Origin of the sequence: Petrotoga sp. 9PWA.NaAc.5.4 (assembly GCF_002895485.1) — a bacterium.
GTDB lineage: Bacteria > Thermotogota > Thermotogae > Petrotogales > Petrotogaceae > AZRK01.
Genome location: NZ_AZRK01000042.1, coordinates 33,620 through 53,589, shown reverse-complemented (window position 1 = coordinate 53,589; position 19,970 = coordinate 33,620). Strand labels below are relative to the sequence as shown.

17 protein-coding genes and 2 tRNA genes are annotated in these 19,970 nt (G+C 29.2%); 6 read left to right on the top strand and 13 right to left on the bottom strand.

Annotated elements, in window-relative coordinates; genetic code table 11:
• From X924_RS08465 to X924_RS08450, 4 genes are all read right to left on the bottom strand, one after another.
• Complete coding sequence (locus tag X924_RS08465; protein WP_121958475.1) at positions 1-1,806, bottom strand: 3D domain-containing protein; 1,806 nt, start codon at positions 1,804-1,806, stop codon at positions 1-3.
• Entirely contained in the window at positions 1,803-2,468 is a 666-nt protein-coding gene (locus tag X924_RS08460; protein WP_121958474.1) for a DUF2225 domain-containing protein, read from the bottom strand. The genes X924_RS08465 and X924_RS08460 overlap by 4 nt, the downstream gene beginning before the upstream one ends.
• 4 nt (positions 2,469-2,472) lie before the next feature.
• A complete protein-coding gene (gene ftsY / locus X924_RS08455; protein WP_121958473.1) occupies positions 2,473-3,384 on the bottom strand; it encodes a signal recognition particle-docking protein FtsY in 912 nt (303 codons plus the stop codon).
• 70 nt (positions 3,385-3,454) lie between these two features.
• Complete coding sequence (locus tag X924_RS08450) at positions 3,455-4,735, bottom strand: alpha-amylase family glycosyl hydrolase (RefSeq protein WP_121958472.1); 1,281 nt, start codon at positions 4,733-4,735, stop codon at positions 3,455-3,457.
• A gap of 467 nt (positions 4,736-5,202) precedes the next feature.
• Here X924_RS08450 and X924_RS08445 point away from each other — a divergent pair, with 467 nt between their 5' ends.
• From X924_RS08445 to X924_RS08435, 3 genes are read left to right on the top strand one after another with little or no spacing between them, the layout of a single operon-like run.
• A complete protein-coding gene (locus X924_RS08445) occupies positions 5,203-5,577 on the top strand; it encodes a DUF2089 domain-containing protein (protein WP_121958471.1) in 375 nt (124 codons plus the stop codon).
• Positions 5,578-5,592: 15 nt separating this feature from the next.
• Positions 5,593-6,705: a DUF4097 family beta strand repeat-containing protein gene (locus tag X924_RS08440; protein ID WP_121958470.1), complete on the top strand. Its 1,113-nt coding sequence runs from the start codon at positions 5,593-5,595 to the stop codon at positions 6,703-6,705.
• Between the two features lie 3 nt (positions 6,706-6,708).
• Complete coding sequence (locus X924_RS08435; protein WP_121958469.1) at positions 6,709-7,650, top strand: hypothetical protein; 942 nt, start codon at positions 6,709-6,711, stop codon at positions 7,648-7,650.
• An 8-nt stretch (positions 7,651-7,658) separates the two neighbouring features.
• Here X924_RS08435 and X924_RS08430 read toward each other — a convergent pair whose 3' ends face one another.
• Positions 7,659-8,381: a WecB/TagA/CpsF family glycosyltransferase gene (locus tag X924_RS08430; protein WP_121958468.1), complete on the bottom strand. Its 723-nt coding sequence runs from the start codon at positions 8,379-8,381 to the stop codon at positions 7,659-7,661.
• 252 nt (positions 8,382-8,633) lie between these two features.
• Here X924_RS08430 and tig point away from each other — a divergent pair, with 252 nt between their 5' ends.
• The 3 genes from tig to X924_RS08415 all read left to right on the top strand — a co-directional run bounded on the left by tig (position 8,634) and on the right by X924_RS08415 (position 10,196).
• On the top strand, positions 8,634-9,974 hold the full coding sequence (gene tig, locus X924_RS08425) for a trigger factor (RefSeq protein ID WP_121958467.1): 1,341 nt from the start codon (positions 8,634-8,636) through the stop codon (positions 9,972-9,974).
• 50 nt (positions 9,975-10,024) lie between these two features.
• A tRNA-Asp gene (locus tag X924_RS08420) sits at positions 10,025-10,101 on the top strand.
• An 18-nt stretch (positions 10,102-10,119) separates the two neighbouring features.
• A tRNA-Cys gene (locus tag X924_RS08415) sits at positions 10,120-10,196 on the top strand.
• Between the two features lie 55 nt (positions 10,197-10,251).
• Here X924_RS08415 and proB read toward each other — a convergent pair.
• The 8 genes from proB to X924_RS08375 all read right to left on the bottom strand — a co-directional run bounded on the left by proB (position 10,252) and on the right by X924_RS08375 (position 19,926).
• The gene (gene proB / locus X924_RS08410; RefSeq protein ID WP_121958466.1) at positions 10,252-11,364 is read right to left on the bottom strand and encodes a glutamate 5-kinase; all 1,113 of its coding nucleotides are present in this window, start codon (positions 11,362-11,364) and stop codon (positions 10,252-10,254) included.
• Positions 11,365-11,379: 15 nt separating this feature from the next.
• Positions 11,380-12,375 (bottom strand): isocitrate/isopropylmalate dehydrogenase family protein, encoded by a 996-nt coding sequence (locus X924_RS08405; RefSeq protein ID WP_121958465.1) that lies wholly within the window; start codon positions 12,373-12,375, stop codon positions 11,380-11,382.
• 8 nt (positions 12,376-12,383) lie between these two features.
• Positions 12,384-12,890 (bottom strand): 3-isopropylmalate dehydratase small subunit, encoded by a 507-nt coding sequence (locus X924_RS08400; RefSeq protein WP_121958464.1) that lies wholly within the window; start codon positions 12,888-12,890, stop codon positions 12,384-12,386.
• Positions 12,891-13,370: 480 nt separating this feature from the next.
• Positions 13,371-14,630, bottom strand: a complete 1,260-nt coding sequence (locus tag X924_RS08395) for a 3-isopropylmalate dehydratase large subunit (protein WP_121958463.1) — start codon at positions 14,628-14,630, stop codon at positions 13,371-13,373.
• Positions 14,623-15,759 (bottom strand): homocitrate synthase, encoded by a 1,137-nt coding sequence (gene nifV, locus X924_RS08390; RefSeq protein WP_121958462.1) that lies wholly within the window; start codon positions 15,757-15,759, stop codon positions 14,623-14,625. Before nifV ends, X924_RS08395 begins: the two co-directional genes overlap by 8 nt.
• A 263-nt stretch (positions 15,760-16,022) precedes the next feature.
• Positions 16,023-17,057, bottom strand: a complete 1,035-nt coding sequence (argC, locus tag X924_RS08385; RefSeq protein WP_121958461.1) for an N-acetyl-gamma-glutamyl-phosphate reductase — start codon at positions 17,055-17,057, stop codon at positions 16,023-16,025.
• The gene (gene argH / locus X924_RS08380; protein WP_121958460.1) at positions 17,054-18,385 is read right to left on the bottom strand and encodes an argininosuccinate lyase; all 1,332 of its coding nucleotides are present in this window, start codon (positions 18,383-18,385) and stop codon (positions 17,054-17,056) included. The genes argC and argH overlap by 4 nt, the downstream gene beginning before the upstream one ends.
• A gap of 299 nt (positions 18,386-18,684) precedes the next feature.
• Positions 18,685-19,926 carry an argininosuccinate synthase gene (locus X924_RS08375; RefSeq protein ID WP_121958459.1) on the bottom strand — a complete coding sequence of 414 codons (1,242 nt, stop codon included), beginning with the start codon at positions 19,924-19,926 and terminating at the stop codon, positions 18,685-18,687.
• Between the last annotated feature and the right edge of the window lie 44 nt (positions 19,927-19,970).

The window sequence follows — 19,970 nt, the reverse complement described above, 5'->3', positions numbered from 1 at the left end:
TCATGAATTCTGTCCAACTAAATATACAGTCAATTTTTCTTCGGTTTGGTTAGCTAATCTTACATCATTTACATAAATGTCAATTTTATTTCCCTTTATTTGACCTCCCGTATCATTAACTACAAAAAAACCATCATTAGGCAAATGTGCCAATTCTGGAATATAAACAATAGAACCCAAAGGCAACACACTTGGGTCAGCTGCTATAGTTTTATACGAAATAGGCTTATCTCCGGATTTTGTCAATCTAAAAGTTGGAGAGTAAACAATTTTATCGTCCCATTCCGTATAATATGTAGCTCTGAATTCCCCTACTTCTTTATAAAAGAGTTTTAAAGGATCTTTTGGTTCCCCATTTTTCCATATTTCTAAAGTAACAACATCACCATTTTTCGCAGAACCTATAACTGTTGTCGAATCAATCCACTTATTACTTGAAACACTTAATGTGCTAATATTACTCATAACCGAAATGATAGAATTACCATGATCTATTTTAATATAAAAATTACCATTATTTAATTTCCCTGTTTCTATAACCCTTCCCGGCAATATAGAAAATATTTGTTCGCTTTGAGTCATTACACCTATTCCACTTGATATACCGCTTCCATTTCTTTCACCAAATCTTATAACAATTTTATCGTATTGGTTTGGCAATGTTTTCTCAAATGGCCACTTAATATAATTTTCCAGATTACTTACCGGTATAACTAATTCCTGACCAACTCTTATATTAGTGCTTGTCAAATTATTAGCCTGCATAATAATTTGAACACCCTTGTTTCCCAAATTGAAGGCATTTGATATACTTATTAAAGTGTCACCGGATTTAACGATATATCTTATTTCTCCATTATTACCAAGTATCGAATTTATTTCTGCTTCTCCAATTGAGGAATAAAGAGAATTAATCTTTAATTCTAAATCTTGAATCTGTCCCAAATACCTTTCATTCAGTGAATTTGGTGGCTGAGTAGAAATTTTTTGAACCTCATAATTTAATTGATTCAACTGCTTTTCTATAACATCTATTTTTGTTTCCAAACTTTTTACATTCTTTATATCTTCACTTTGAGTTTTATAATAAAATTTTGAAATAGTCTCTTCTGCTTTATATTCTACAATGCTTTCAACGTATTTTTCTATATCAAAATCTTCAACCTCTTTTTGAATCAGTTCTTTTAAATTACCGTTTTGCAAAAAATAAAACTCAGAATTTTTATAACTTTGTTCAAGAACGTTCACTCTTTCATTTAATGAATTGATATTGTCTAATAAAACTTTTTGATCGCTTTTTGAACCATTATTTATAAAGTTTTGAATTTCTTTTATTTCATTTTCTAAACTCATTATTCTTACTTCTAATTGATCTGATTCTATCGTTGAAACATTAAGATTGTTTATAGACGAATCATTTTTTTTAGAACTTTCTAAGATAGATACTCTTTTATCTAAATCAAGTAACTTATCTATATCTTCATAACTTCTGCCTTCATATAAATAATCTTCTAAAGTAACTACTCTTTGTTGAAGATAATCATATTGTTCTTTTAAAGATTTCACCATAATATAATCATAACTATAATTTATTGAATTTTGATAAATTTTATCCGATAATGTGTTAATTTCTGTTTCCATTTGAATTAATCGTGTTTCGATATTCGATAATTGCCTTTTTAAAGCTTCTATCTCAGCGTTTTGACTTGGTAAATTGTTGTTACCCTGAGCGGGTTGAAAAATAGTACAACTTGAAAATAAAAAAATCAAAGTTAAAATAATTAAGAAAAAACTAATTTTTTTCAAACTATCTCACCCCTTAAAAATTTTGCAGCCTTTATATAAGGATTAGTTGAATCTTTATACTTTTGCAATAATGTATCGAGAAATTTTGCTGCTTCATTTTTTCTTTTGAATCTATAATTTATATATCCCAAGTAAAACAAACAAAAAATATAATCATCCTCTTTTTCTGCGTTTTGAAATTCTTTCTCTAAAATCTTTCCACAATAATATAATATTCCTAATTCTTTTTCAGTTTCGTCATTTTCTCTATAATACCAAGACAATTTTATCAAAATTTTAGATACTTCAATAGGGAGGTTTAAAATCGAATATATTTCTGCAGCTATTAAAAGTTGATTTTTATAAAATTGCAAAGATTTTTTTGAAGTATTATCAATTTCTCCTATATCCATCTTTTTGATATAATCTAAAAATTTCTTGATTTTTAAAATTTTTTCTTCATCCAAATAATCAATAATTATATCTCTATCTTTTTCCTGAAAGGTAAAACAACATTCTGGACACGTTATAATGTTATATAAAGAAACATTTATTCCGCGATATTCAGGTTTTAAGTCCAAATCATAAGCGCTTACTTTTATCGCCGTTGAAACAACTGAATCATAAGAAAATTCTTTCTTACAAATAGGGCATGTAACAAAATCTCTTATAAACTCTTTCATTTTTTTATTCTCCTATCCCTAATAAAGCGTTACAATATGATAAAGGATCAAAAATTTGTAAATCATCTTCTTTTTCACCCAATCCAACTAACTTTATAGGAATTTTTAATTCATGATTTATTGCAAATGCTATCCCTCCTTTAGCAGTTCCATCTAACTTTGTAATAATAATCCCTGTGATATCTATTGCTTGCATAAATGATTTGGCTTGAGATATCCCGTTTTGACCCGTTGTACCGTCTAAAACAAGCAAAGTCTCATTGGGAGCGCCTTCAATTTCCTTTTGAATTATTCTTTTTATTTTTTTCAATTCTTCCATTAAATTACTTTTAGTATGTAATCTGCCAGCAGTATCTACTATTATTACATCTTTATTTTTTGATTTTGCATGATTAATAGCATCATAAACAACTGACGCTGCATCAGATCCCTTTTGATGAGCAATAACCGTAGCGTTTAATCTTTTTCCCCATTCTTTTATTTGTTCTATGGCCGCGGCTCTGAAAGTGTCTGCAGCCACTAAAACAACCTCTTTACCGTGATCAATATACATTTTTGCTAATTTGGCAGCTGTTGTAGTTTTACCACTCCCGTTAACTCCTACTAATAATATAACATATGGTTTTTTATCAAAATTCATTTCTACATTACCTTTATCTAAATTCTCCACCAAAATATCTCTCAATAATAGAAGAGGATCATCTGACGTCGAATTATGTTGATGATATCGTTCTTTTAACTCCTGTAATATCGAATTTGCAACTTCCACTCCCATATCAGACATAATCAATATTTCTTCTAATTCTTCAAGATCCTCTTCTGTTAAACTTTTTCCTGAAAAGATTGTTTTTATGTTTTTAAAAATCGTTTCTCGAGTTTTACTTAAACCATTTTTAAACTTTTCAAAAATTCCCATTACAATGCCTCCATATTTCTAAGTATATTTGCACTTCAAAAGTTCTACGTCTCAATTCAATCGAGCTCTTTTACTTTATTTTAAAAATTAAAGGTAACTTCCTAATTTTGAAAATCTTATCTATTGAAAAAATCTCGTTTGTTAAAAGATCTGTGGCATACAAATTAAAATCAACCGGAATTTCTCCATACCTATCTTCCAAATTCAAAATTGCAATATATTCAGAATCATAGCCACTCCATTCAATTTTTACAATTCCTTTTGAAATCTCTTCAATATTAAAAATACTGCATTTTGATTTAATATCCTTAGATAAACTAATAATTTTTTTAAAAAAACTTAAAAATTCATAGTCTCCCTTGTCCCATTTTATAGGATCTTTCTCAAAAAGATTGGGAAGTTTTTCAATCATTAATTCTTGACCTGCATATATAAGATTTGACCCTGGTAATAACATGTAAAACGCTGTCCAATTTTTAATCTTATCTTTTCCATTTAAAACACTTGCTATACGAGGATTATCATGATTTTCTAAAAACCTCATTTTTAAAGAACCATTTGGAAGCATAGTTTCTTGTAAATAAATCTGATTTAAATAATATTCCAAAGACTTTTCTCCTCGAAAATACGCTCTTAAATAATCGTATCCATCATAATCATAAGTCAAATCAAACGCTTGATAAATTTCCGAATCACAATATATATAGTATCCCATATCTCTAAGGGACTTTAAAAAATGAAGGTCTAAAGTTTCTGCAAGCCAAATTACTTCCTTTTTTTGATTTATCTTTTCTCGGGCTAACTTCCAAAATTCAAGAGGAACCAACGAAGCAACATCACATCTAAAACCATCAACACCTAAACTTACCCAATTTTCCAATACTTCAAATAAATAATCCCATAAATCCATATTGGTATAATCTAAATCGTATACATCAGTCCAATCATTAACTTTTCTTATAAAATTACCGTTGCTATCTCTAAAAAACCATTCAGGATGAGTGTTAATTAATTTAGAATCCATAGATGTATGATTAAATACAATATCAATCATAATTTTTAAATCGTTCTGATGTGCCTTGTCTATTAATCTTTTAAATTGTTCTTTATTTCCTACTTCATTAGAAATTTCTTCATAATCTCTTATCGAGTATGGACTTCCATGCGTACCTTTGCGCCCAACTTTACCAGTGGGATAGAAAGGCATAAACCATAAAATATCCGTACCTAATGTTTTTATTCTTTCAATATCGTTATAAACATCATTAAAAGTTCCCGCATTAGAATAATTTCTTACAAAAATTTCGTAAATCATTGCGTTTTTCAACCAAGATGGTGTATCTATTGCCATAGCAAACCCCCTTACAATTTTAATTTAATCACTTTAGAAACTCTGAAACTTAATTTTATCAATGTTTAAAATTTTAGCTTTTTCAAAAATATCTCTACTATTCTAATTTTAACCAAGCGACTATTTTTTTTAACTTCTTCGGTATTTTTATCGAATAAGAAGAAAAAGAACTCTGCCCTAAACCCAACTAAAATTAAAACCTTATTTCTATAAAATTCCTTATTCCTAAAGTCACTGCCCCTACTAAATTAATCAAGACTTTTCATATTATATCATTGATTATATCAATTTTAAACAATTATTAGAAAAAAAATTTATTTGATTTAGATGTAAAAAAAATATGGATAGTTTTAATTTTTTTAAATCTTTATACTTTATTTTTTTGAAAATTTTAATTTATATATTGACTTTTTTAATTTTTTATTATATAATTTTTATATCTTAGAACTTTCTGAGGGGGAAAATTTATGCCTAAGTATCGTTTAGCAAAATGCCCTGTTTGTGGTGGCAATTTAAAAGTTATAAAATATCAATGTGAAGAATGTGGTACAGAAATAACTGGGAATTTCGAATTAGAGGATTTCGCACGTTTAACAGATCAACAATTAATTTTTTTAAAAACTTTTATAAAGACTCGTGGTAACTTGTCAGAACTTCAAAAAGAATTAGGAATTTCATATCCGACTGCAAAAGCAAGATTGGAAGAAGTTGCAATTGCTTTAGGATACGAATCCGAAGAAGTTGATAATAGAGAAAAAACACTTGAAATATTAGAAAAAATTGAAAAAGGGGATATAACACCTGAAGAAGCTAAAGAAATCCTAAAAAAATATAAAAAGTAGGAGGGAGAGTTAAAAATGCCTATGATTGATTTAAAAAATACAAAGTCCATTATTTTATGCGCCAAAGATTTTCATGGAAATGTCGTTATTAAGTACGCACCGTCTTCTTATCTAATGTATCAAAATGAAGATATCGAAATTAAAACTTCAAAAGATCAAATAAATGAAAAAACATACATCGATATTAAATATGAGAAAGGTGTTTTTTTTTCAAAATTTTTTTTATTTTCCCAATCTTCCCATACAGCCAAAATTGACTTATTCGTTAATGAAGAGGTAACGGATATTTCCTTAGACATAAATTCAGCCGATATAGACATTAATTTTGATGATACAAATATTCAAAATTTGTCGATAAAAACAATTGCCGGGGATATTAATATTGATGGTAAAACCAAAAGTAAAAATTTGAAAGAACTTTACATAAATACAAAAGCCGGAGATGTTGATCTAAACTTACAAAGTTCACAAGTAGAAGAAACTACCTTTAAAAGTGCTTCTGGAGATTTCAAAGTTAATAATGCAAAACTTTATAATATAAAATTTGATTTAGCAAGTGGTGATGTATTAATACTTAATTCAATTATAGAAAATTTAGAGGCAAACTTTACTTCAGGTGATATTTCAATAAAGGATTCTAAGGTAAAAAATGTAAAGATACATGCTATCAGCGGAGATATCGACATTGACTATTTATTAAAAGATTTTAATTGCGAAATTAAGGGTATATCAAGCGATATTTATTTGAACATTCTTGGAAAAGAAAAAATATTTTTATACGGAAATACTAATCGGTTCGCATCTTCACTAAAATCAAATTTAGACATAGTAACTATTAAAAATTCTACAGAAGAATCTTCACAACGATTATTAAAAATAGATTTAGTCAGTGGAGATTTAACTATTAAAGCCAAAGAATTAAATGAAAAAGAGGAACATATTCTTAATAAAGAAAGCAATTTACAACAAAGTTTTTATGGAGATGATCTATTAACCTTAGAAGAAAAAAAGATTTTAGAACTTTTGAAAGAAGGAAAAATTTCAAGAATTTTTGCTTTAGAACTTTTGAAAGAATTAGGATATTCGAATGAAGAAGGGGAAAAATTTTTAAAAGAAAGGGGATTATGAGATATGACAGGAAGAATAATGTTATTAACAATTGGATTGTTAATTTTTGTTTCTGTAATATTTACAGATATCTTTACAGGATTTAATCTATTCCAACTCTTTTTCTCTGTGTTGTTTTTAACCTTTGGATTAAATTTTTTTAGAGAAAGAAGTACAGAATATTTAGGTAGTTTAATATTTGGTATAATACTACTTTTAGATCTTTTTAATCTTTTCCCGACAAACCTAAACTTCTGGCAGTTGTTTTTATTATTGATAGCTTCTTATCTTATCGCTTTGGGTTTGGATATGTTTTTTGTTAAAAAAAAGTCTCATCAAAAGTCTAAAAACGAAATAATAGAATTTGAGTTACCTCATAGTTCTTCCCCTGAGGAGATAGAAATAATAACTCAAGCAGATTGGACTAATCTTACCTTGGATTCATCCAACATAAATTCCTCTTTAAAAATGAAAGCAATTGTCGATAAAAACATATTTTCTTTTAAAAAACAATTAGATTTGCACTCATTGAAAATTTCTAATAAATTAAAAGTTTCAAATGTGAAAGTTCCTCAACGTGCAAAAATTACTTTCTATTTAAATGAAGAAGTTAATTTTTCTTATAAAGCTAATTTAAATGTTTCTGATGCTTTTTTAGATTTCAGAGAAATTAAAATAAAAGAAGTTAACTTAAAAGTAACTGCTTCAAAAATCACCTTGATACCTTCAGAAAAAGAAAACTCTAATGTAGAAATTAATTCTGAAATTTCATCTATCAATATTACTTTGCCAAAAAAGGTAGGCTTGGTATTAAACCATATTGGAGACATAAATTTTAAAAACTTTGAAAACATGATAAAAAGAGACGATGGAACATATGTTTCTAATAACTTTTCAGAAGCTATTTCTACTTGTTATATAAATGTATTATCTGATATGTCACGATTAAATATTGAGATTATTTGATAAATATTTTATTCAAATTTATTTAGAAAAATTTTATAATAAAACTTTAATAGTTGTGGCAATTTTTTAAATCTATGGGGTTCTTCGATCATTCTATAAAACCACTCTAATCCAAACTTTTGAAAAAAAGAAGGAGCTCTTTTTATTTCACCTGATAAAACATCAAAACTCCCCCCCACTCCCATTAAAAGTTTGACGTTTAATTTGTCATAATTTCTATAAATGAATATTTCTTGTTTAGGTATTCCCATACCAACAAAAAGTAAGTCGGTTTTAGCATCGTTTATTTTTTTTACAATTTCTTCTTCTTCTTTTCCAAAATTGAAATAACCATCATTAGTACCAACAATTTGAACATAAAAATTTTTCTTAATATTATCTGAAGCCTTTTGAACGATATCATCTTTAGAACCTAATAAAAAAATATTATAATTTTTTTCTTGAGACAACTTAAATAAAAATTTCATTGTATCTATTCCTGGGCATCTTTCAGTCTCTATATTTTTCTTTTTTAGCATTTTCACTATTCCGACCCCATCTGGAATAGAAAAACTTGCTTTTTTCAAAGCTTTTGTATAATTATTTTCTTTTAAATACTCCATATACATTAAAGCATTCAAAGTAACTATCCACAATTTTTCATTATCTAATCTTTCTTCTATATAAGAATAAATATCTTCTTGTTTCCCATAAAGAATTTTTAGATCCTTGATAATAATGTTTCCTATCAAAATATTCACCTCATAAAAATTTTTACTAATTCAATCAAAAGACTCCAATACAATAGCTTCTATTTTATTTATATTCTATTATACTATTGTTCTATTTTTTTTGCTATTAATAAAAATTCAGTTACAAAAAATATTTTACAGATAAAAAATAAAAATTGACCTAAAATTAACAAAATACTCTCTCATAAATTGTATAATACTTAAGGATTTTAAATATAAGGTGAATTGAACATTATGTGAGGAGGACAGGCAATGGAGAAAACTTTACTTTATCAAGATAAAAACGTAAAAAAATATTTAGTTAAATTTTTTAAAGATGAAATTACTAAAATTGAAGACAAATTGGTAAGAGAGATAAATAACAGTTATACTTTCGAAGGTTTTCGAAAAGGGAAAGTGCCGAAGGAAATTATTAAATTACGATTTGGAGAGAGTTTTAATGAATTGCTGATGGAGGAAGCGGAACATGAATTAAGACATAAAATAAGTGAAGAAGAAAAACTATTGTTCCCTATAATAATTGAATCTAAAGCTCAAGAAGATGACCATATAGAGTTTGAAATTTTAATACACACATATCCAGAAATAAAAAATATAAATTACGAAAACATGGTAGTTAGAGTACCCTCTTCAAAAGAAATAGTAGAAGATTACATTCAAAATAGATTGGATGAGCTTTTAAACAGTAATGCAATATTAGAGCCCAAAGATTCTCCTGCAAAAGACGGTGATTATGTAAGAATTGTTTATGATTTAATAGATGAAAATGGTGAAATACTTTCAAAAGATGAAGAAACAGAACTTACCATAAGAGAAAATGACGAAAGACCTTTAGTAAAAGCAATAATTGGAAAAAACAACAAAGAAGAGTTTGAAATAACAAAAGAAGACGAAGGAAGAAAATTGACTCAAAAAGTAAGGGTTGAGCAAATATATACACGAAAACTTCCTGAATTAAACGATAATTTTGTAAAAGAATTAAATATTGAGGTTGAAACTTTAAGTGCTTTGAAAGAAAAACTAAAAAAAGAAGGAGAAGAAGCAGTTAAATCTTGGCAAGAAGATTTTATCATAAACTACATTTTAGGAGAACTCCCACAATATGTAGAAATAGATATATCTGAAGATAGTTTAAATTACTACCTTGATTCCTATATAACTGATCTTAAAAATAAAGGAAAATACGAAGAACAGTTAGAAAAGCTTGGAAACGATGAAAATAAATTGAGAGAAGAAGTTAAAAAATCAGCTTTGAATTGGATAAAAGATATAGTTACCATAGAAAAAATTGCAAAGGAAAACAATATTTCAGTAACTGAAGAAGAACTTTCTCAAGCTATTAAGAATTTTGGAAACGTTTATGGTTTATCTTATGCAAATACTCGAGAAATAATCTCTTCTAATCCTCAAATATTGGAAGAAATTGCTTGGGAAGAATTAAGAAAAAAAGTAGCAAAATTTATAAAAGACAAAATTAAAATTGAAGAGTTTACAAAAGAAGATGAAGAGATTGCAGAATCAGAAAATGATGTTCCGGAAAGCGCACAACCAGAACCAGAAGCTAACGACGAAAACAAAGTACAAAAAGAATAATCTGACTGGACAAAATAATCTTTTTTTGATAAAATATCTATGATTGAAAAGGGGACGTGGTGAAGCTGGTTATCATGCCGGTCTGTCACACCGGTGGCCGCGGGTTCGAGTCCCGTCGTCCCCGCCAAATTACCTCTTAACACAAGGCAACGTAGCCAAGGGGCCTAAGGCGGCGGTCTGCAAAATCGCTATTCGAGGGTTCAAATCCCTCCGTTGCCTCCAATCAAAAGCTGCTTACATGTCATATGTAAGCAGCTTTTGATTTGTTTTTATTAAATTAAGGATACATTTTTTCTTCTAATACCATATTGTTTCGGTGTATAACTTCTTCTGGGCCTAAACTTTCATTTATAAGCATCTTATTTCTAATCATTAATCTAAGTTCTTGAGAAGAATAATTTACGAGTCCTTTAGCTATAACTTCTCCATTCTCATTTACAATCTTTACTAAGTCTCCAATGTTAAATTTCCCAAGTATTTCTTTGATTCCAACAGCAAGCAGACTTTTTCCGCTAATTAAAGCTTTTTCTGCTCCTGGATCTATTTTTATTTCTCCCTTTGACTTTAAACTATAATAAATCCATCTTTTTCTTTTGCTTAAATTGTTCTCTTTTGCTAAAAATGTTGTTCCTACATCATACTTTTCTTTTTCAATGCTTTCCAGAGCTTTTAATATAACGCTTTCCTTATAACTTGGCGCTATTACAGCAGGAATACCGGAATAAATAGAAATTTTTGCTGCTCTGATTTTTGAACTCATTCCTCCTGTACCTAATTTCCCGCTTTTACCATTAGCTATAAACTCTACTTCTGGAGTAATTTCTTCCACTTTGTTTATAACTGAAGAACTTTTATTCACATCTTTTAAAAGTCCTTCAACATCAGAAAGAATTATAAGCAAGTCGGCTTCTATAAGACCAGCTACTTGAGCTGAAAGCATATCGTTATCTCCAAATTTTATTTCAGCTGTAGCAACAGTATCGTTTTCGTTAACTATAGGAATTACATCTAAATCTAAAAGAGTTTTTATTGTATTATAAGCATTCATATATCTTTGTCTATTTGAAAAATCTTCTGCAGTTAGTAAAACTTGAGCTGTTTTTAAATTATTTTCCCTAAAAATGTTATTATAAATAGATATTAGAATACCTTGTCCAACTGCAGCACATGCCTGTTTTTCAGCAAGTGAGTAAGGTTTGCTCTTATAGTTAAGTTCTGCCATTCCTGTAACAATTGCGCCGGATGAAACTAAAACTATTTCTTTACCCATACTCTTAATTAACGAAATTTGTTCTACAACTTTTCTAATTTTATTTTCATCTATACCCTTAGTTGAACTGAGAGAACTACTCCCTATCTTTACAACAATTCTATCGTATGTTTTCTTCAATTTAATCACAACCAATTAACTTAAAAAAGAAATTATTTTGTTTTTTAATGTTAGAGTGTTACCATTCCCGTTTAAATCTGGTGTAAGAACATTTTTATCAAATAACGATTTTTCAATTGCTGATTCTAATTGTTTTGCATAATCACTTAAATTTAAATAATCTAACAACATTATAGACGACCTTAGTATTGCTATTGGATTTGCAATACCTTGATTTGCAATATCCGGTGCACTTCCATGAACAGCTTCAAATACAGCTACATCATCTCCAATGTTAGCTCCTGGTGCAAGACCTAAACCACCTATCAATCCGGCAGCAAGATCAGACAGAATATCTCCAAATAGATTTGGTGCAACAATTACATCATATTTTTCTGGGTTCATAACTAACTGCATGCTCATATTATCAACAATTTTTTCTTCATATTCTATATCTGAAAATTCTTTTGATATATTTCTAATAGCATCCAAAAATAATCCGTCACCCAATTTTAAAATATTTGCTTTATGAACAGCGGTAACCTTTTTTCTATTATTTTTTTTAGCATAATTAAAAGTAAACCATCCTATCTTTTCACTTGCTTTTCTTGTTATAATACGAATAGAAGTTGCTATATCTTCAATCTTATATTCAATACCTTTGTACAAGTCTTCAGTATTTTCTCTTACAATAATTAAATCAACATTTTCAAATTTTGAATTTATGGCTTTTAAACTCTTGATTGGTCTTAAATTGGCAAATAAATTCAATTGTTCTCTCAAAGTTACATTGACACTTCTAAACCCTTTAGCAACGGGAGTAGTTATAGGACCTTTTAACGCTATTTTATTCCTCTTTATTGATGCTATTACATACTCGGGTAACGGTGTTCCATAGTCTTTTATAACATGCTCACCAGCTTCTACTTCTTCCCATTGTATAGGAACTTTCATATATTCAAATATGTCTTTAACTACTTGAGTTATTTCTGGTCCTATTCCATCACCAGGAATTAGTGTAACTTTTTGCATTTCATCACCTACTTATTTATAGAATCTAAGGATCCATATTCTTTGTAATAATTCACTAATCCACCACTCTGTAATATCTTTAACATCACATCGGGAAGAGGTTGTATTTTTAAAAATTCGCTCTTTGTTATATTCTTTACAATACCTTTTTCTAAATCAACTTCTAATTCATTCCCTTCATCAATATTATCAGTTGGTACTTCTATTAAGGGTAAACCTATATTTATAGCGTTTCTGTAAAATATACGAGCAAATGAGGAAGCAACTACTGCACTTATTCCAGCATGTTTAATAACAAGTGGTGCTTGCTCTCTGGAAGAACCACAGCCAAAGTTTTTTCCTGCAACGATGAAATCACCTTTTTTTATTTCTTTATAAAAATTTGGTCGTAAATCCTCCATTAAATGTACACATAATTCATCCATGTTGATAGTACTAAATTTATATTTTCCTGAAATAATATAATCAGTATTTATATCATCTCCAAACTTATGAGAAATACCTTTTAATATCATATTATCTGTTTCCTCCTCAAAAATTAAGTTTTACTCACTTTAGAAATTATGAATCTCATATTCTATAAATGTTTTGAATCTTAGTTTTTTCAAAAATACCTCCTCAACTCTAATCTTCACAGAATATGAATTTCTTTAACTTTTTCGCTACGTGTAGCTAAGGAGAGAGGGGAGGGCTCCGCTCTGAACCCATTATAAATTCAAAAGCTTATTTTTAAAAAATCCTCATTTCTAAAGTCCCTAAATTAAGTTTTACTCACTTTAGAAATTATGAAACTCCGATTCTATAAATGTTTTAAATCTTAGTTTTTTCAAAAATACCTTTTCAACTCTAATCTTCACAGAATATGAATTTCTTTAACTTTTTCGCTACTTATAACTAAAGAAAAAGAAGGGCTCCACACTGAACCCGATATAAATTCAAAACATTATTTTTTCAAAAACCTCTCTTTTTCTATGATATTTAAATTAAAATATGTTTTACAGATACTTTCTTGGATCTGTAATTTTTCCTTCTAAACATGATGCAGCCACTGTAGCTGGAGATGCTAAATATATAAATGCTTTGTTATTTCCCATCCTTCCTTTGAAATTTCTATTAGCAGTTGAAATAACATTTTCTCCATCTGAAGGAACCCCATTATGTGTTCCAACGCAAGGCCCACACCCTGGAGCTACGACTGTGGCTCCTGATTCAATTAATGTTTGAATAACTCCCTCTTTCATTGCCTCAAGTAAAGTGCTTCTTGAGGCAGGTGCAACAACTAATCGTACATTAGGATGAATTTTCTTGTTTTTCAGTATATTAGCAGCTATTTTAAGATCTTCCAATCTCCCATTTGTACAAGTTCCCAACAATCCTTGCTGTATAGGAACTCCTTCAACTTCTGATATAGGACTAACGTTGTCTACCGAATGTGGTTTTGCTATCTGAGGTTCTAAATTATTAATATCAAACTCATAAATCTTTTCATATGCTGCATCTGGATCCGAAACATAAGTTTTAAACTCTTTATCTGCTCTCTTTTTCACCCATTCAATAGTTTTTTCATCTGCTTTCATTAAACCGACTTTTGCACCCATTTCCACAGCCATATTAGAAATGGTAAATCTTGCTTCAACGGATAAATCATCTACAACTTGTCCCTCAAACTCGACAGCTTTATACGTTGCTCCATTTGATGTTAAATTTTTAATTATATACAAAGCTATATCTTTAGAAAATACGCCAAAAGGAAGTTTTCCATTTAAAACAATTTTAATGGTTTCGGGTACCTTAAACCATAATTTACCACTTGCCATAGCAATTGCCAAATCAGTCGAACCAACACCTGTAGAAAAACAGTTAATAGCTCCATATGTACAAGTGTGTGAATCGGCTCCTATTACTATTTGTCCGGGAAGAACGTGACCTTTTTCGGGCATTAATTGGTGACAAATACCTTCACCAATATCATAAAAATTTATGTTTTGTTGTTTTTGAAAAGTTCTCATCAAATGGTGTAAAGCCGAAACCTTTTCAGATGGGCTCGGCGCATTATGATCAATAACCATCGCTATTTTAGTCGGATCAAAAACTTCTTTAGCTCCAACTTCTTCAAAAGTTTTTATAGTTAATGGGCTAGTTCCATCCTGGCCCATCATAAAATCAACATTAACTATTACTATTTCTCCTGATTCTACACTTCTTCCCAAATGATCTGCAAATATTTTTTCTGTTATAGTTTTAGATTCATGCATCTTTTACTCTTTCCCCCTTCAATTCATTGTATAAATAAATTAACTCTTTGTCAAAAAGTGTCCTTTTCAGCTGGACTGAAAGTGCTCTCACACGCTTTAAAATTTCCTCGGCTTCTTCTTGAGTTAAGTTAATGTCGTATTCTTCAAATTTAGCAATAATAGCATTTTTCCCAGAATGCTTTCCTATTAATATTTGCCTTTCCAAACCTACTTCTTCAGGACTAAAAGATTCGTATGTTTGAGAATTTTTAAGAACACCATCTGTATGAATCCCAGATTCATGTGTAAAAACATTATGTCCCACAATAGTTTTAGAAACAGGTAAGGGTCTTCCTGAAGCTGCTGCAACGTATTCACAAATTTCCTTTAATAGATTGGTTTTTATACCTAAATCAAATTTATATATATATTTTAATGCCATAACAACCTCTTCTAATGCAGCATTTCCAGCCCTTTCTCCCAATCCATTCACAGTTACACCAACATATTTTGCTCCTGCTTTTATACCTGCTAATGCGTTAGCAGTTGCTAATCCAAAATCATTATGTGTATGCATTTCCACATTTATGCCAACTTCTTCTATTATAGTTTTGACTTGTTCGTATATCATAAAAGGCTCCATCATACCTACAGTATCACAATATCTCAATCTATCGGCACCTGCTTCTTTTGCTTCTTTGGCAAATTTAATCAAAAATTTCATATCACTTCTGGAAGCATCTTCTGCATTAACAGAAACGTAAAGTCCGTGTTTTTTTGCAAACTTTGTAGCTGAAACCATACTGTTAAGAACCCAATCTCTATCCTTTTTAAGTTTATGTTTTATATGAATATCAGATGTTGAAATAGAAATAGCAACTGCATCTACTCCACAATCTAAAGAATCCTCTATATCGCTTATAACAGCTCTGTTCCAACCCATAACACTAACTCCTAAATCGAGCTTAACTATCTTTTTTATTGCTTCCTTTTCATCTCCACCCATAGTTGGTATACCAGCTTCAATTTGGTATACTCCCAGTTCAGCAAGCATCTTTGCAATTTGAACTTTCTCTTCATTAGCGAAAACTACACCTGCTGTTTGTTCGCCATCTCTTAAAGTTGTATCTACAATATATATGTTTTGCATATTTTTTGTACACTTCTATTACTAAACGATAAGAAGTGTACCCTCCCTCCTTTTTATAAAATTTACTGTTTTTAGAAATTCCAAAACCTAAGTTTTACCAATCTTTTAGTTTTAAATTCAAAAGTTTATTTTTAGAAAATTATCATTTCTAAAGTACCTAATAAAATTGTTACTTTAACAATAAAATTTTTATAATTATACATTAATTAACAATTTTTTTCAACATATCTAATTTAAAATACATAAATTCTTATTTATAAACATTAAGGGAAAACAGGAACTAAATCCAATCCTTTGTTTTCCGATAACCCCAACATTACATTCATGTTTTGAACAGCTTGACCACTTGCTCCTTTCACTAAATTATCTATAACAGACATAATTATTAACATATTAGACTTCTTATCCAATTCAAAACCTATATGGCAAAAATTTGAGCCATAAACACTTTTAGTTGTAGGATATAAACCCGGCTTTAAAATTCTTATAAAATAATCATTATTATAATATTCTGAATATAAATCATATATATCTTTTATATCTATCTCATTTGTTAACTGACAATACATAGTACTTAAAATACCCCTTGTCATTGGAACCATCTGTGGTGTAAATATTACATGAGTTTCTGAACCATACTTTGAAAGTTCTTGTTCAATTTCTGGAATATGTCTATGTTTGTTAACATTATAAGGTTTTACATTTTCATTACATTCAGAAAACAGGTTAGCAAATTTTGGTTCGTGACCTGCACCAGATATTCCTGACTTGGAATCGATAATGATATTTTTTGTATCGATTAGTTTATTCTTTAAAACAGGAATTAACCCTAAAATTATACTTGTAGGATAACAACCTGGATTTCCAATAATTTGAGCTTTTTGTACTTCTTCTCTATATAATTCTGTTAAACCATATACTCTATTATATAGTTCATAATTAATTTCATTATCAACTTTATACCATTTTTTGTATACTTCAAAATCGTCAAACCGAAAATCACTTCCCAAATCAATTAACTTTTTTTGAGTACCTTGAATTAAATTAGCAATTTCAAAACTATATCCAGAAGGTAAGGTAGAAAAAATAACGTCACACATAGAAACTGCTTTTTTTATATCTAAATTCTCTAAAATAACTTCCGAATAACCATACAAATGCGGATTTATATCAGAAATTATTTGAGAATCAAAATTTTTGGATGTCAAGTATACAACTTCTGCGTTAGGATGTTTGGCAAGAATTCTAATGATTTCCATACCTGTATAACCTGTAGCCCCCAATATTCCAATTTTCATACTTCTCCCTCCCATTTTGCAGAACCTATCGTTTTTCTACTTTTTAGTATGTTCTTTAAATCTATAGCTTCATATATGTCGTCATCGATCAAATTTGAGAAACTTTTAAATTCTTGGATACTTAATTGCTCAATAGGAACATTTTTTTCAATAGCATAAGAAACAATTTTTCCTACTACTTCATGAGCATCTCGAAATGTTAAACCTTTTCTTACTAAATAGTCAGCTAAATCAGTAGCATTCATATAACCATATTTAGCAGCTTGCTGAATGTTTTCACCTTTTATATGCAAAGTTTCAATCATTCCTTTAAAAACCTTTAGAGAATTTTTTAGAGTGTCTATTGTATCAAAAAGTGGTTCCTTATCTTCTTGCATATCTTTATTATAAGCAAGAGGCAATCCTTTCATAACTGTAAGAAGAGAAATCAAACTCCCATAAACCCTTCCTGTTTTTCCTCTTATTAGTTCTGCAGAATCAGGATTTTTCTTTTGAGGCATAATACTGCTACCTGTAGAATATTTCTCATCAATTTCTACAAAATTAAATTCTTTTGTAGACCATAGAACTATTTCTTCACAAAATCTACTTAGATGCATCATTATAATCGAAGAAACACTTAGAAACTCAACTATAAAATCTCTATCGCTAACAGCATCTATACTGTTATAAGAAATATCATCAAAGTTTAGCAAGGATGCAACATATTTTCTATCTATATCAAATGTAGTACCTGCCATAGCTCCAGATCCTAAAGGCATAATGTTAACTCTCTTTTTTAGATCATTTAATCGAGATTTATCTCTTTTTAACATTTCAACATATGCTAAAATATGATGTGAAAAAGTAATTGGTTGAGCCCTTTGAAGATGCGTGTAACCAGGCATTATTATGTTTTTTGATTTATTTGCACATTCTTCAAGAACATTTATCAATTCATCAATTAACTTTATGATAGATAAAATTTGCTCACGTAAATAAAGTCTCTCATCTGTAGCAACTTGATCGTTTCTACTTCTTCCTGTATGTAATTTTTTTGCAATTTCTCCTATTTTTTCGATTAATAACTTCTCTACAAGAGTATGCACATCTTCTACAGTATAATCAATATTTTCAATGTTTCCTTGATTATTGATTTCTTCCAAACCTGTTTTTATGATATTAAATTCTTTCTCGGTCAAAACGCCAGCCTTTTTTAAACCTGCAGCATGAGCGATTGAAGCTTGTATATCATAAGGTAAAAGTCTTATGTCAAAATAAATAGAAGAATTAAATTTTTCCATTGTTTCATCTAAACCATCTTTGAATCTTCCTCCCCAAAGTTTCATATAATTCCTCCTCAACTTTTAACTTTACTCACTTTATAAATTATAAAACTAAGATTTTATAAATGTTTTGAATCTTAGTTTTTTCAAAAATACCTCCTCAACTCTAATCCTCACTAATTATATATTTCTTTAACTTTTTCGCTACGTGTAGGTAAGGAGAGAGAGGAGGGCTCCGCCCTGAACCCACTTTAAATTCAAAAGCTTATTTTTAGAAAATTCTCATTTCTAAAGTACCTATTTTAACTTGTACTCCTAAAACCTTTTAAAATTCAAAACCTTTTTTTAGAAAATTCTCATTTTTAAAGTTCTATTTTAACTTCACATTGGTTAGCTTCCATTTTTAATTTATTTACTTGATGAGCTCTAACTTTTAGAGGTAATCCAAATAAATTTATGAATCCTTCCGCATCTTTTTGATCATATATTTTATCTTCTCCAAAAGTTGCTAAATCCTCATTATACAAAGAATAAGGTGATTGCAAACCTGCTGTTATTATATTTCCTTTGTAAAGTTTTAACTTAACAATACCCGTAACTACTTTCTGTGTTTCATCTACAAAAGCATCTAACGCTTCTTTCAACTGAGAAAACCAAAGGCCATTATATACAAGATCCGCATATTTCTGAGAAATAAGTTCTTTAAATCTCATGGTATCTTTATCCAATACTAATGTTTCTAACTCCTTATGAGCATAATACAATATTGTTCCTCCTGGAGTTTCGTATACACCTCTTGATTTCATTCCTACTAATCTATTTTCTATCATATCAATTATTCCTATTCCATTTTTTGCCGCTATTTCATTTGCTTTTTCTATCAATTCAACAGGATTTAAAAATTCACCATTTATTTTAACAGGAATTCCGGATTTAAATTCAATAGTTATATATTCAGGGACATCAGGAGCTTTTTCGGGAGGAGTTATAATATCGAACAAATCTATTTTTGGCTCATTCAAAGGATTTTCAAGATCTCCACCCTCATGACTCACATGCCATAAGTTTCTGTCAACACTATATATTTTCTCTTTAGTGACATTAACCGGTATTCCTTTTTCAATAGCATATTTTATTTCTTCTTCTCGTGATTTTATGTTCCAAATTCTCCATGGAGCAATTATTTGTATAGTTGGATCAAGCGCTTTTATGGAAACTTCAAATCTTACTTGATCGTTGCCTTTTCCTGTACACCCATGTGCAATAAATTTTGCATCCTCTTTATGAGCTATTTCAACCAATTTCTTTGCTATAAGTGGACGTGCAAAAGAGGTACCTAAAAGATACTTCCCTTCATATACGGCTCCTGCTTTTAAAGTAGGGAAAATATAGTCTTTAACAAATTCCTCTTTAACATTTTCTACATAGGCCTTGCTCGCACCACTTAAAAGTGCTTTTTCCTTAATACTTTCAATTTCTTTACCTTGACCAACATCAATGCAAGCAGCAATAATTTCAAAATTATAGTTTTCTTTTAACCAAGGAATAATAACAGACGTATCTAAACCTCCCGAATATGCCAACACAACTTTTTCTTTTTCCATAAATCACTCACCTCTTCAACTTTTTTATTTTTAAAGTTATAATT

Bases quoted from the DNA above. Each gene is read 5' to 3' on its own strand.
- tig (WP_121958467.1), top strand. From the start codon at position 8,634: ATGGAGAAAACTTTACTTTATCAAGATAAAAACGTAAAAAAATATTTA.
- X924_RS08450 (WP_121958472.1), bottom strand. From the start codon at position 4,735: ATGGCAATAGATACACCATCTTGGTTGAAAAACGCAATGATTTACGAA.
- argH (WP_121958460.1), bottom strand. From the start codon at position 18,385: ATGAAACTTTGGGGAGGAAGATTCAAAGATGGTTTAGATGAAACAATG.
- X924_RS08405 (WP_121958465.1), bottom strand. From the start codon at position 12,375: ATGCAAAAAGTTACACTAATTCCTGGTGATGGAATAGGACCAGAAATA.
- nifV (WP_121958462.1), bottom strand. From the start codon at position 15,759: ATGCAAAACATATATATTGTAGATACAACTTTAAGAGATGGCGAACAA.
- X924_RS08400 (WP_121958464.1), bottom strand. From the start codon at position 12,890: ATGATATTAAAAGGTATTTCTCATAAGTTTGGAGATGATATAAATACT.
- X924_RS08375 (WP_121958459.1), bottom strand. From the start codon at position 19,926: ATGGAAAAAGAAAAAGTTGTGTTGGCATATTCGGGAGGTTTAGATACG.
- X924_RS08460 (WP_121958474.1), bottom strand. From the start codon at position 2,468: ATGAAAGAGTTTATAAGAGATTTTGTTACATGCCCTATTTGTAAGAAA.
- X924_RS08435 (WP_121958469.1), top strand. From the start codon at position 6,709: ATGACAGGAAGAATAATGTTATTAACAATTGGATTGTTAATTTTTGTT.
- X924_RS08395 (WP_121958463.1), bottom strand. From the start codon at position 14,630: ATGCATGAATCTAAAACTATAACAGAAAAAATATTTGCAGATCATTTG.
- ftsY (WP_121958473.1), bottom strand. From the start codon at position 3,384: ATGGGAATTTTTGAAAAGTTTAAAAATGGTTTAAGTAAAACTCGAGAA.
- X924_RS08445 (WP_121958471.1), top strand. From the start codon at position 5,203: ATGCCTAAGTATCGTTTAGCAAAATGCCCTGTTTGTGGTGGCAATTTA.
- X924_RS08440 (WP_121958470.1), top strand. From the start codon at position 5,593: ATGCCTATGATTGATTTAAAAAATACAAAGTCCATTATTTTATGCGCC.
- argC (WP_121958461.1), bottom strand. From the start codon at position 17,057: ATGAAAATTGGAATATTGGGGGCTACAGGTTATACAGGTATGGAAATC.